This is a genomic window from Phenylobacterium sp., assembly GCF_016124325.1.
Classification (GTDB): domain Bacteria; phylum Pseudomonadota; class Alphaproteobacteria; order Caulobacterales; family Caulobacteraceae; genus Phenylobacterium.
This window is the reverse complement of sequence record NZ_WGNY01000030.1, coordinates 38,752-51,678: the sequence shown is the minus strand read 5'-3', so window position 1 is coordinate 51,678 and position 12,927 is coordinate 38,752. Positions and strand designations below refer to the sequence as shown.

Sequence of the window (12,927 nt, the reverse complement as noted above, 5' to 3'; positions counted from 1 at the left end):
CCTCCTATTCGGCGGCGAAGCGGGCGTGGGCGGGCTGGCTGGTGCGATCGAGGCGCAGCGTCATGCAGAAGGCGGCGCCGCCCGAAAGGATGAAGGGCGAAAGGTCCACCTCGGTCAGTTCGTAGCCGCGGGCGCGCAGCGTGTTGCGCAGGCTCTCGGGCGCCTTGGCCATGATGATCCGGGAATCGAGGTTCACAGCGTTGACGCAGAAGGCGGCGGCCTCGGCCTCGCTGGCCTCGATGCGCTGGCTCTCCGGGATGCGGGCGTGGATGGTGGCGAGCGCGTCGGGCGTGAAGGCCGGCGGGTAGTAGAGCACCTTGCCGCCCGCCAGCGGGCAGAAGCAGGTGTCGAGGTGGTAGAACTGCTCGGTGGCCAGTTCCAGGGCCACGGTTTCCTGGCCGAAGGTCCGGCGCAGGACGGGGATCGCCGCGCGGCTGGAACGCGGGCCGTGGCCGCACCAGAACAGGCGTCGTTCGGCGTCCCAGATGGCGTCGCCGGCGCCCTCGTGGAACAGGCTTTCGGGCAGGTCGACGATCTCGCGGATCACGCCGCGCGCCTTGAGGCGCTGGAAGACGGCGCGGAACACCGGCTCCTCGCCCTGGCGTTCGGGGTGGCGGAAGCGGGCCATCAGGGCCACGCCGTCCAGCACCACCGCGGCGTTGGCGGGGAAGACCAGGTCGGGCAAGCCGTGGACGGCCTCGATGGTCTCGACGTGGCCGCCCGCGGCCTCGAGAGCGGCCTTCAGGGCGGCCGAGCCGGCGCGCGCGGCCTGGGCGTGGCCGTCGCTCCAAGCGTCCGGGCGCATCCAGGGATTGATCCGGTAGCTGACGTCGAAGGCCGCCGGGTCGGTCATGAGGAAGGTCGGGCGATCGGGCACGTGGACCTCGTTTTGCGACATGATCCCGAGGGTCGCCCCGGATGGCGCTAACGAAAAGCGAGCAGCATGCCGCAATTCGCGTTATGAATTGCCGATCTGAGCAATAGGGATCGCGATATGCTCGACGACCTCGACCGGCGTCTCGTCGCCCTGCTACGGGCCGATTCGCGGCGGCCGGCGGCGGCGCTGGCCCAGGCGCTGAAGGTCTCGCGCGGGACGGTGCAGAACCGGATCGAGCGGTTGCTGGTCCGGGGCGACATCCGCGGCTTCACCATCGCCACCGCGCCCGAGATGGAGGCCAACCGGGTCCGCGCGGTGATGACCATCGCCATCGAGGGCGAGCGCTCGGCCGCGGTGGTCCGGGCGCTGAAGGGCTTCCCGCAGGTGGCCCGCGTCCACACCACCAACGGGCGCTGGGACCTGGTGGCCGACCTGGACGTGGAGACCCTGGCCGCGTTCAGCGGCGCGCTCGACGACATCCGCCGCATCGAGGGCATCGCCTCCACCGAGACGTCGATCCTGCTGGCGACGCTTTAGCGGTGCGCGCGGCGGCGCGGAGGGGTAAATGCTCGACCCATGAACGCGCCCCTGAAGACCGACGCCCTGCCCGTCTGGAGCCTCGCCGACCTCTACGCCGACCGCGAGGATCCCTGCATCGAGGCCGACCTGGCCGAAGCCGAGAAGCTGAACGGCGAACTGGCCAAGCTGGAGGGCCGCCTGATCGCCACGCGCGACCGCCCGGCCGAGCTGGGCGGCATCCTCGACCGGGGCATCCAGCTCTACGAGGAGGCCACCAACGCCCTGTGGGGCGTGGGCGCCTATGCCGGGCTGGCCGCCTCGACGGCGCGGGACGACCCGGCCTGGTCGAAGTTCGAGGCCGACCTGCGAGCCCGGGCCAGCCAGATCGGCGCGCTCAGCCTGTTCTTCACCCTGGAGATCAACCAGCTCGACGACGGGGAGCTGGAGGCGGCGCTGAAGGCGCACAAGGCCGCCCAGCGCTGGCGGCCCTGGCTGCGGCGCGTGCGGGCCAGCCGGCCGCACGAACTGTCGGCCGACCTGGAGCGGCTGCTGGTGGACAAGGCGCCGGCGGTGGCCAACTGGGTGCGCCTGTTCGACGAGACCCTGGCGCGGCTCTCGGCGCGGGTGGAGGGCGAGACGCTCACCCTGCCCGAGCTGCTCAACCGGATGAGCGACGCCGATCCCAAGCGCCGCCGCGCCGCGGCCCAGGCGCTCGCCAAGGCGCTGGAGGCGCGGGGGCCGATCCTGGCGCTCAGCCTCAACACCCTGGCCTTCGAGAAGCAGGTGGAGGACCGCTGGCGGAAGTATCCGTCGCCGGCCGCCTCGCGCCACCTGGCCAACGAGGTGGACGCCGAGGCCGTCGAGGCCCTGGAGGCCGCGGTGGTGGAGGCCTATGCGCCGGTGGCCCACCGCTACTATCGCCTGAAGGCCAAGGCGATGGGCAAGACGGTGCTCGACCACTGGGACCGCAACGCCCCGCTCGATCAGGCCGCGCCGCGCACCTACAGCTGGGGCCAGGCGCGCGAGATGGTGCTGGAGAGCTTCCAGGCGCTGGCGCCCCGCTTCGCCGACACCGCCCAGACCTTCTTCGTCCAGCCGTGGATCGACGCGCGACCGCGAGCGGGCAAGCAGTCGGGCGCCTATTCGCACCCGGTGACCGCCAACCGCCACCCGTACGTCTTCATGAACTACATGGGCGAGCGGCGTGACGTGCTGACCCTGGCCCACGAACTGGGCCACGCCGTCCACCAGACCCTGTGCCAGCCGCTGGGCACGCTGCTGGCCGACACGCCGCTGACGCTCGCCGAGACCGCCTCGATCTTCGGCGAGGGGCTGGTGTTCGAGAAGCTGCTGGCGGGCGCGTCGAAGGCCGAGCGGCGCGGCCTGCTGGCGGGCAAGATCGAGGATGGGATCAACACGGTGATCCGCCAGATCGCCTTCCACCGCTTCGAGACCAAGTTCCACGCCGCGCGGGCGCAGGGCGAGCTGTCGCCCGAGGAAATCTCCAGCCTGTGGCTGCAGATCCAGGAGGAGAGCCTGGGTCCGGCGGTGCGGCTCAACAAGGGCTATGAGCACTACTGGGGCTACATCAGCCACTTCGCCCACGCGCCGTTCTACGTCTACGCCTACGCTTTCGGGGACCTGCTGGTGCGCGGCCTGATGGAGAAGCGCCGCGAGGACCCGGCCGCCTTCGCGCCGCTGTACGAGCAGCTCCTGGCCGCCGGCGGCACCAAGACCTACGTCGAGGCCCTGGCGCCCTTCGGCCTCGATCCGCGCCAGAAGGCGTTCTGGGCGGCGGGCATGAAGCAGATGGAACGGCTGGTCGACGAGTTCGAAGCGGTGGTGTGAGGCCCGGCCCGCGCCGGTCAGTGGTCGAGCACCGCCGGCGTCTTGACGTTGGGCCGGCGGCCCGGCGCGACCGGGATCGGCGTGCCCCAGTGCCATAGCCGCCCGTCGGCGGTGGTGGCGAAGACCCGGTAGCCGCCGGCGTTCACGCCCACCACCTTGGCCAGCGACGGAATGCGCGTGGGCGAGGTGTGGTAGCCGCCCGCCGTCCCGACGCCGATCTCGCCATAGCCGTCGAAGCCCCAGGCGCGCACGGACCCGTCGGCGAGCCGCGCGAGCGCGAAGCCCTCGCCGGCCGCGACCTGGCGCGCGCCCGCGACGCCCGGGACCCGGGCCGGAGAGACGGCGTAGCCTTCGGAGGCGCTGCCGCCCCGGCCGCCGTCGCCCAGCATGGCGCTCTGGTTCGAGCCCCAGGCCCAGACGGCGCCGTCCTGGGTCACGGCCAGGGAATTCTTGAAGCCCGCGGCGATGGCGACGACCTTTTCCAGCCCCGGCGTGGGCGCGGGCGGCGCCGACTCGCCGGCCACGCCGCGGCCCAGTTCGCCCTGGCTGTTGGCGCCCCAGGCGTAGACCCGCCCGTCCTGGCCGAGCGCGAGGCTGTGCCGCGCCGCCGTGGCGATCTGCACGATGGGCGGCAGGCCGGGCACGCGGGTGACCGGGGCGTGGCTGGAGGCGGCGTCGCCGCGCAGGCCGTCGACCTCCTCGCCCCAGGCGAACACCGCCCCGTCGCGGCGCAGGGCCAGCGCGTGGTCGTAGGTCGCCGTGATCTGGACGATGTCGCGCAGGCCGGGGATCGGCACGGGCGTGGCCGCGTCGCCGCCCGGCCGGCCCAGCGACTGGTAGCTGTTGCGCCCCACGCCCATCACCGTCCCGTCCTCCAGCAGGAAGAAGGCCGTGGACTGGTGGACCGCGGCGCCCACGGCCTTTCGCGGCAGGGCCATCCGGACGGGCTGGCCGTCGGCCTGGTCGGGCCAGGCGGTGACAGAGCCGTCGGGATCGACGACCACCGTGCCCCAGGAGGCGGCCGCCGCCATCGGCAGCGTCGGGGCCGCCGGAGCCTGCGCCCGGGCCGCGCCGGCCAGCGCCAGGGCGGCGACCAGGGCGCCGGCGCGCCATCCATGGCGCATCGTCCGCGTGCGGGGCATGAGACGCCGTCCCTTCATTGCAGCTTGTAGGCGCCGTTGAGCAGGATCCCGTAGATCGCGCCGTCGCGGCCGATACGCCAGGCCGGCCCCTGGACGCCCCCGGCGCGGAGATCAGGGACCACGCCCCATTGGCTGTCGAACGGGTTGTCGTGGCCCGGCAGCACCGTGGTCCACAGCAGCACGCCGGTCTGGCCGTCGAGGCCCTGGACGCGGAAGTCGTAGCCGCCGGCCCCGGGGACGCGCTCGGAGAGGTAGGCGACGCCGCCGGACGAGGCCAGCACGCGGACCTCCTTGCCCGCCGGGCGGCGCCACGCCAGCCCGCCGTCGGCGAGGCGAAAGCCCCACAGCTCGCGCATCCCGCCGCGGTCGACCTCGGCCACCAGGACGTCGCCGGCCGCCACATAGTCGGCGATGGTGGCGCCGGCGACCGGCCGGCTGGTCCACAGCACCGCGCCGCTGCGCGGATCGAGCGCCCGCAGGGCGTCGCCGTCGGGCTTGCGGCCGTAGGCGGCCGGGCCCAGCAGCCCCTGCACGGGGACGATGACCTTCCCGCCCGCCACCATCGGCGTGCCGTCGTCGGAGCGCCAGGCCGAGCCGTTGCCGCGCTCGGCCACCGGCTGGTCCGTGTGCCGCCACAGGGTCTGGCCGGTGTGAAGGTCGATGGCGTGCAACTGCCGCGTCGGCGGATCGGCCTGGTCTTTGCTGCGCGCGGTCTGGAACAGGACGCCGCCGTCGGCCGCCGGGGGACTGAAGGTGGGCAGGTAGCGCGGATCGTCCTTCGCCATGGCCAGGCGGAAGCCGCCGTTGCGCCACAGCACCTTGTCGAGGGCCGGGCTCAGGCCGGTGATGTAGCTGACGCCGTCGCGGTTTGACTGGCTCACGCCGGTGAAGGCGCCTTGGCTGCGCAGGGCGACGTTGGCCGCGGGCGTCAGCGAGCGCACGATACGGCCGGCCTTAGGGTCGATGACATAGAAGTCGGTCGGCTGGCCGCTCTGGCGCGGATAGATCATCAGCACTTCGCCCGACGGCAGCTCGTGGAACGCCACCGAGCCCATCGAGCCGCGCCGGCCGCCGACGTCGCAGATGCTGGCGATGCGCCAGACGATCTTGCCGGTGGCCATGTCGAGCGCCGACAGTCCCGCGTTGGTGTCGTTGTTGCAGCTTCCGGTGAGCACCAGGCGGCCGACGAGGAAGGGCGACCAGACCGACCACCAGCCGGGCTTGGCCTCCCAGGCCACCCGCGGCGCGGCGAGGATGGGGGGCGCGGGGAATTCCCGGCTGTTGCAGCTCGTGCCGTAGACCCGGCTCATGGCCGAGGGATCGGCGCAGACCGGCCGCGCCGGCGCGGCCCGCAGGCGAGCGATGGCGGCGTCGCGGGCGGCGGGAGAATCGTCGGGAACCGTGGGCGCGGCCGGGGACGGAGCCGCCGCCGCGCGGCCGCCTGGCCCCTGGACGCCCACCGCGCCCGCCAGCGCCAGAGACAGAGCCGCGGCGGCGGCGTTTCGGGCGAATCTTCGTTTCGGAGCCATGCTCGACCATTGCTGCATGAGGCGGAGCGAGGCGTCGTCCACCGAATGGTCGACGGGCCCCGATTTTATGCCGCGCGCGGCCTGCGGCTCTAGGCGGCGGCGGGGAAGGTGGCGGTGACGGCCAGGCCGGGCGCGGCGTCGCCGAGGGTCAGTTGCGCGCGGTGGCGGGTGGCGACGGCGGCCACGATCGACAGCCCCAGGCCGCTGCCGGGCGTGTTGCGGCTGGGCTCCAGGCGGACGAGCGGGGCAAGGGCGGCGGCGCGAAGGTGCTCGGGCACGCCGGGGCCGTCGTCGACGACCGAGAGGCGGGCCGTCCCGGCGTCGGCCTCCACGACGACGCGGATCCGGGTGCCGGTCGGCGTGTGCCGCATGGCGTTCTCCAGCAGGTTGGCCACCAGCTGGGCCAGGAGGTCGGCGTCGCCGAACACCTTGGCCGAGGTGAAGCGCGCCTCGACGGAGCGTCCGCTCTCCTCGATGTCGGGGCGGTAGGCGTCGGTCACCCGCGCGGCGACGTCGGCCAGGTCGGCCATGCCCGGCGGCGTCGAGGCGCTCTCGATGTCGGCCAGATGGAGCAGGGCGTCGAAGGTGCGCAGGGTCTCGGCGATGTCGGCGTCGATCTGGCGGACCGACTCGGCCAGGGCGGGGTGGTCGGCGGCGGCGGTCTCCAGCCGTTCCAGCCGATGGCGCACGCGGGTCAGCGGGGTGCGCAGGTCGTGGGCGACATCGCTCGTCACCTGCCGGACCTGGGCGATCAGCCGCTCGATGCGGTCGAGCATGCCGTTGAAGTCGCGGGCGAGGTCGTCGATGTCGTCGGCCTTGGCGGCGCGGCGTTGCGGGGCGCGGACCTTGAGGTCGCCCGCCGAGACCAGCGCCGCGGTCTGGGCCAGGCGATCCACCCGCAGCCAGGTGCGCCGGTAGAGCAGGGCTGAGACGCCGAGCGCGATCAGCACGCCCGCGCCGCCGCAGGCCCAGAGGGCGCTGGCGACGGCGGAGGCCTGGCGGCGCTGCACGGACTCGTCCTGGCCGACCGACAGCCACGAACCGTCCGGCAGGCGCTGGGTGTAGGCGAGGATCGTCCGGCCGCCGGCCGTCGCCTCGCGCCAGCCCGCGGCGGCGACGACGATGTCCGGGTCGCCTTCGACGAGCCGCCCATCCGGGCGGGCGAGGCCGTATTCGAACCCGCGCCACAGCCGCGAGCGCTTGCGGATGGTGTGCGGGAGGTGCGCCGCGCCGTGCTGGCGCCATTCCTCGACCATGGAGCCGGCCTCGCCGAGCACCTGGCGGCGGATGCCCGCCTCGCTCAGCCGGGCGATCGAGGCCTGGGCCAGGACGCCGGCGATCACGAAGGCGGCGGCGACCACCAGGGTCTGCAGCAGCATCTGGCGTACGCCGGTGCGCCGCCAGAGGCCGGCGGCGGCGCGCCACGCCGCGGGCCGTTCAGCCGCCGATGACATAGCCGGCGCCTCGCACGGTCTGGATCAGCGGCGCGGCGCCGGGGCGGTCGAGCTTGGCGCGCAGCCGGCTGATGTGGGTCTCGACGATGTTGGTGCGCGGGTCGAAGCGGAAGCCCCAGACCTCCTCCAGCAGCATCTTGCGGGTCACCGGCTGGCCGAGGTTGAGGAGCAGGAACTCCAGCAGCCGGTATTCGAGCGGCAGGAGGTCGACGGCCGCGCCGGCGACGCGCGCCTGGCGTTCGATCCGGTCCAGCGTCAGGTCGCCGCTCTGCAGCAGGGTGGCGGGGCGGGCGTTGGCGCGTCGCCGGTTGAGCGCGTGGACCCGCGCCTTGAGCTCGGCGAAGGCGAAGGGCTTGACCAGGTAGTCGTCGCCGCCGGCCTCCAGGCCGGCGACCCGATCGCCCACCGCGCCCAGCGCGGTGACGAACAGGGCCGGCGCATCGACGCCGCTGGCGCGCAGGGCTCCGAGCAGGGTCAGGCCGTCCATGCCGGGCAGCATGCGGTCGATGATCAGCACGTCGAACGACCGGCTGCGCCCCAACACGAGGGCCGCCGGCCCGTCGGCGGCGACGGCGACCTCGTGGCCGGCGTCGGTGAGGGCCTCGCGGACGTATTCGGCGTCGGCCGCGTCGTCCTCGACCACCAGAAGGGACAGGGACGCCGAGGCGGCCGAAGAGCCGGCGAAAGCGCGCATCTGCCAACCCTTCATGGCGCTACGAACCACAATTGTCGCAAGGGCTCCGGAGGCTCTCAAGGCGTCTGAACATTGAGATATCTCAACGTTTGCGACAGTTTTCAGACGCAGCCGATTTAGCGCAAAAATCCGAATACGAACAAATACTTATAGACTGACGCAAAAGCTTCGCATTTCCGCAGCATTTCTTTCGCTTGCTGCTGGGGGCGGCTGCGCGGCGTGTCCCGCCAACGATCAAGACGGGGACACCATGCCGACACCATCGCACGCCACGCGACTTGCCCTCCTGGCCGCGGGATCGGGCTTCGCGCTCGCGCTCGCCATGGCCCCGGCCGCCTTCGCCGCCGAGGCCGCGGCCTCCGCCGGCCCCCGGCCGATCGGGCCGGACTCGCCTGAGCTGGAGCAGGTGGTCGTGACCGCGCCCAAGACCGACGCGGCCAAGCTGGCGCCGGCGACCGCGCCGATTTCGGCCTTCCAGCCGACCGCCATCGTGACCCGCGCCTTCATCGAGGACTCCATCGCCGACACCTCGGACTTCACCGGCACGCTGGTGAACACGCCCAGCGTCTCGGCCGTGAACAACAACGGTCCGGGCCTGAGCGAGAAGGACGCGGTGATCCGCGGCTTCGGCGACGGGGAGTACAACGTCCGCTACGACGGCATCCCGTTCGGCGACACCAACGATCCCACGCACCACTCGACCGCCTACTTCCCGGCCTCGACGCTGGGCGCGGTGCAGGTGGACCGCGGCCCGGGGCAGGCCGGCGACCTGGGCCAGGCCAACTTCGGGGGCGCGATCGAGCTCTACTCGCGCACCCTGAGCGACACGCCCTACGCCCAGCAGAAGGTCACGGCCGGCAGCTGGAACACCTTCAACTTCGTGACAACGCTGCAGAGCGGCCCGCTCGACGCGCTGCACGGGACCAAGGTCACGGCCAACTTCCAGGAGCTGTTCAGCGACGGCGCGCTCAGCTACGCGAAGGTGCGCGAGTACAACCAGTTCCTGAAGATCGAGACGCCGCTCGGCGAGGACTGGACCCTAACCCTGCTGGCCACCCACAACTCGGGCAAGATCCACGAGCCGGACAACAACGGGGCCACGCTGGCGCAGGTGGCGGCGTACGGCAAAGACTTCTCGATGAACAACGACCCGAGCACACCGCTCTACCAGGGGTACAACACCGTCCGGAAGCGGACCGACTTCGAGTACATCCGGGTGAAGGGCGATCTCGGCGAGGGCTTCGGCCTCGAGAACACCGCCTACACCTACTACTACGACAACCAGACCCTGTCGGCGGCCGACGTCACCCAGAACCAGGCCGAACTGGCGGCGGGGACCTTCCCGAAGTCGGCCGTGGGGACCAAGGCCGGCCCGGCCGGCAACAAGGACGTCATCGGCTACGACAAGCTGAACCACTACCGCGTCTGGGGCGACATCATCCGCGGGTCGAAGGACTTCGAATTCGGCCAGCTGCGGGTGGGGGGCATGTACGAGACCGCCTTCACCGACCGGCATCGCTTCGACCTCGACCGGACGCTGAACCTGCCGAACCCGATCGAGAAGCCGCCGGCGACGGGGCCGGTCCCGCCGGCCGACATCCAGTTCCTGGAACACTCGAAGTGGTTCCAGTACCAGCTCTTCGCCGACTTCGAGTGGCGCCCCACCGAGGCGCTGACCGTGACGCCGGGGATCAAGTACCTGGACTTCACCCGCAAGGTCAGCGCGCCGGTCGGCTCGAAGACCCGCCTGGCCGGCGAGTTCTCGAGCATCACCTTCACCAAGACCCTGCCGTTCCTGACCGTGAACTACCGGCTGGCCGACAACTGGTCGGTCTACGGCCAGTACGCCAAGGGCTTCCTGATCCCGCCGCTGAAGGTGTTCTACGTGCCCAACTCGGGCCTGAACGCGGGGCTGAAGCCGCAGCAGTCGACCAACTACCAGCTGGGCAGCGTCTATAACGCCAGCCGCTTCACCCTCGACGGCGACGTCTACTACATCGAGTTCACCGACAAGTTCGCCAAGGTCGGTCCGAAGTCCGACCCCTACTACACGAACCTGCCGGGCACGACGAAGTACAAGGGGATCGAGGGGCAGGCGAGCTTCCTCGTCGTCGACGGCCTCAGCCTGTACGTGAACGGCTCGATCAACTCGGCCAAGGACGACGCCGGCCTGACCATCGCCAACGCGCCCAAGTGGACCGCCGGCGTGGGCGCGATCTACAAGGCCGACCGCTGGAGCGTGTCGCTGCTCAACAAGTTCGTCGGGCCGCAGTGGGCCGACGACGGCGAGCCGGCCGACTACAAGATCGGCTCGTACAGCACCACCAACCTCGTCGTCGGCTACGACTTCGGCCGGGTGAAGGCCCAGCTGGGGCTCTACAACCTGTTCGACCAGCGCGACGTCACCGACATCAGCATCAACGACGGGCCGACGCCGAACCCGCTGGACAGCCACGACCAGTACTTCTTCCAGCCGCCCCGCAGCTTCCAGTTCACCCTGCGCGCCACGATCTGACCAGGCCCGCTTCCACGCGGCGGCGCGCCTTCGCCGCCGCGGCCACCTTCGCCCGCGTACCGGGCGAGCCCGTCCCGGCCCAGCCCGCGCCGCCGGCCCCCGCCGGCGCGTCCCGCTGGCGCCGGGGCGGAACCGCCCGGCGCCTCAGCCGAACGCCCGCATCATCACCTCGACGTAGCTCCGGCTGTCGGCCCAGGGGTATTCGCTGACGGTCACCAGCATGTGGACGACGCCGGTGAGCGCGCAGATCAGCGCCTCGGCCTCGCGGGTGTGGTCGCCGTCGGGATCGCCCTTGGCCGCGGCGATGAGCGGGGCGAAGCGCATGTAGGAGGCGATGACGTCGGTCTCGCCGATGAACCAGGGGTCCTGGTCGGCCTCCCGCCGGTCCTCGATCAGGAAGACGATGCGGTAGCGGTCGGGAAAGGCCAGCCAGTAGTCGACATAGGCCTGGGCCACCCGGAGGAGGCGCGCCCTGGGCTCGGTCTCGGCGTCCTCGGCGGCCCGCATCTCGGCGAACAGGGGGTCGAAGGCCAGCGACCACAGCGCCCGCACCACCGCCGTCTTGCTGGGGAAGTAGCTGTAGAGGGTCATGGCCGGGATGCCGGCCCGCGCGGCGATGGCGCGGATGCTGAGCGCGCCGCTGCCCTTGGCCTCGAAGATCTCACGCGCCGCCTCGAGGATGCGCGCCCGCACGGCCTCCTGGCGCTGTTCCTTGCTGGTCGCCGGAAGGCTCGGCCTGGTCATCGCGACTCCGCAATTCGTACTTGTACGGATTCGGCTTGACGCCCGTCGGGATATCCGTTTCGTACTTGTACGAGACGGCATAGCAGCCGGGCCGGGACGGGTCCAGAACAGCGCGCGGCCGTCGAGTGGAACGGGAGGAACCAACGATGGGCAGGCAAGCGGACGCGCCGACGCGGCGGGCGGCGCTGGGGTTCGGCGTCGGGATGGCGGGACTGGCCGCGGCGCCCGCCGTGGCCGAGGCGGCGGCCGGCCCCCGGCGGGCGGACGTGATCGTCGTGGGCGCGGGCTTCGCCGGGCTGACCGCCGCGCGCGAGCTGCGCGCCGCCGGCCACAGCGTGGCGGTGCTGGAGGCCGACGACCGCGTGGGCGGCCGAACCAAGCCGGGCCAGATCGCCGGCGAGGTGGTCGACCTGGGCGGCCAGTGGGTGGGGCCCACCCAGACCCGGCTGCTTGCGCTGGCCAAGGCGATGGGCGTGGCGGTCTATCCGCAGTACGCCACCGGCAAGAACCTGATCGACATCGCCGGCCATCGCGCCGCCTACCAGGGCGAGATCCCGGCGCTGGAACCGTCGGCGATGGCCGAGTTCGCGCAGGTGGTCGGAAAGATCGAGGCGCTTTCGGCCGCCGCGCCCATGCCCGACCCCTGGACCGCGCCCGGCGCGGAAGCGCTGGACGCCCAGACCATCGAGAGCTGGCTGCTGGCCAACGCCGAGACCCCGGCGGTGCGAAGCGCGATCCGCCTGATCGTGCGGGCGGTGCTGTCGTCCGAGGCCAGCCAGGTGTCGATGCTGGCCTTCGCGGCCTACGCCTCGGCGGCCGGAAGCTTCTCGGAGCTGATCGCGACGCGGGGCGGGGCGCAGGACGCGGTGTTCGAGGGCGGGGTCTGGCAGCTCGCGGCGAAGATGGCGGCCGACCTGGGCCCGGCGGTGACGCTGGGCGCGCCGGCCGTCTCGATCGCGCAGGACGACGCCGGCGTCACCGTCTCGACGCCGAAGGGCGACTGGCGCGGGCGCTACGTGGTGGTCACCGCGCCGCCGCCGCTGGCCAGCCGCATCGCCTATGCCCCGGCCCTGCCGGCGATGCGCGACGGCCTCACCCAGCGCATGCCGCTGGGCTGCGTGATCAAGGTCCACATCGCCTATGCCCGCCCGTTCTGGCGCGAGCAGGGGCTGACCGGCCTGGTGCTGTCGGACCGCACGGAATTCGGCCCTTGGTTCGATCATTCGCCCCAGGACGGCTCGCACGGCGCCCTGGTGGGCTTCTACGACGGCGGCCCGGCCCAGGCGTGGGCGGACCGCAGCCCCGACGAACGCAAGACGCAGACCCTGGCCGACATCGCCCGCTATTTCGGCGAGGCCGCCCAGTCGCCGACCGGCTATCTGGAGGAGGTCTGGACGCGGGCGCCGCTGCATCGCGGCGGCTACGTCTGCGTGCCCGGCCCCGGGGTGCTGACGGCGTTCGGCCCGGCCCTGCGCGCGCCGGTGGGCCGCATCCACTGGGCGGGCACGGAAACCGCCGAGGCGTGGGTGGGCTACATCGACGGCGCCATCCGTTCGGGCGAGCGGGCGGCGGCGGAGGTCGGCGCCCTGCTTTGAAGTCGACGCC

The 12,927-nt window shown here is 72.2% G+C and carries 10 protein-coding genes; 4 read left to right on the top strand and 6 right to left on the bottom strand.

The window, feature by feature from the left end; genetic code table 11:
- Positions 1-4: 4 nt before the first annotated feature.
- A complete protein-coding gene (locus tag GC203_RS17215) occupies positions 5-898 on the bottom strand; it encodes an arginine deiminase-related protein (protein ID WP_293457134.1) in 894 nt (297 codons plus the stop codon).
- 96 nt (positions 899-994) lie between these two features.
- Between GC203_RS17215 and GC203_RS17210 the strand changes: the two genes are divergently transcribed.
- Together GC203_RS17210 and GC203_RS17205 are read left to right on the top strand one after the other, a co-directional pair.
- Entirely contained in the window at positions 995-1,414 is a 420-nt protein-coding gene (locus GC203_RS17210; protein ID WP_293457132.1) for an Lrp/AsnC family transcriptional regulator, read from the top strand.
- 39 nt (positions 1,415-1,453) lie between these two features.
- On the top strand, positions 1,454-3,244 hold the full coding sequence (locus tag GC203_RS17205; RefSeq protein ID WP_293457130.1) for a M3 family oligoendopeptidase: 1,791 nt from the start codon (positions 1,454-1,456) through the stop codon (positions 3,242-3,244).
- Positions 3,245-3,261: 17 nt separating this feature from the next.
- On the opposite strand, the gene GC203_RS17200 is transcribed toward GC203_RS17205, so the two are convergent.
- From GC203_RS17200 to GC203_RS17185, 4 genes are all read right to left on the bottom strand, one after another.
- Positions 3,262-4,386 (bottom strand): hypothetical protein, encoded by a 1,125-nt coding sequence (locus GC203_RS17200; RefSeq protein WP_293457128.1) that lies wholly within the window; start codon positions 4,384-4,386, stop codon positions 3,262-3,264.
- A 14-nt stretch (positions 4,387-4,400) separates the two neighbouring features.
- Complete coding sequence (locus GC203_RS17195) at positions 4,401-5,915, bottom strand: PQQ-binding-like beta-propeller repeat protein (RefSeq protein WP_293457126.1); 1,515 nt, start codon at positions 5,913-5,915, stop codon at positions 4,401-4,403.
- A gap of 89 nt (positions 5,916-6,004) precedes the next feature.
- On the bottom strand, positions 6,005-7,369 hold the full coding sequence (locus GC203_RS17190; protein WP_293457124.1) for a HAMP domain-containing sensor histidine kinase: 1,365 nt from the start codon (positions 7,367-7,369) through the stop codon (positions 6,005-6,007).
- The gene (locus tag GC203_RS17185; protein ID WP_293457122.1) at positions 7,353-8,063 is read right to left on the bottom strand and encodes a response regulator transcription factor; all 711 of its coding nucleotides are present in this window, start codon (positions 8,061-8,063) and stop codon (positions 7,353-7,355) included. Before GC203_RS17185 ends, GC203_RS17190 begins: the two co-directional genes overlap by 17 nt.
- A 250-nt stretch (positions 8,064-8,313) precedes the next feature.
- Between GC203_RS17185 and GC203_RS17180 the strand changes: the two genes are divergently transcribed.
- Positions 8,314-10,578, top strand: coding sequence for a TonB-dependent receptor (locus tag GC203_RS17180; protein WP_293457120.1), 2,265 nt, complete (start codon positions 8,314-8,316; stop codon positions 10,576-10,578).
- Positions 10,579-10,722: 144 nt separating this feature from the next.
- Here the strand turns inward: GC203_RS17180 and GC203_RS17175 are convergent, their stop codons facing one another.
- Positions 10,723-11,322 carry a TetR/AcrR family transcriptional regulator gene (locus GC203_RS17175; protein WP_293457119.1) on the bottom strand — a complete coding sequence of 200 codons (600 nt, stop codon included), beginning with the start codon at positions 11,320-11,322 and terminating at the stop codon, positions 10,723-10,725.
- A gap of 146 nt (positions 11,323-11,468) precedes the next feature.
- Here GC203_RS17175 and GC203_RS17170 point away from each other — a divergent pair, with 146 nt between their 5' ends.
- Entirely contained in the window at positions 11,469-12,917 is a 1,449-nt protein-coding gene (locus GC203_RS17170) for a flavin monoamine oxidase family protein (protein ID WP_293457118.1), read from the top strand.
- Positions 12,918-12,927: the final 10 nt, after the last annotated feature.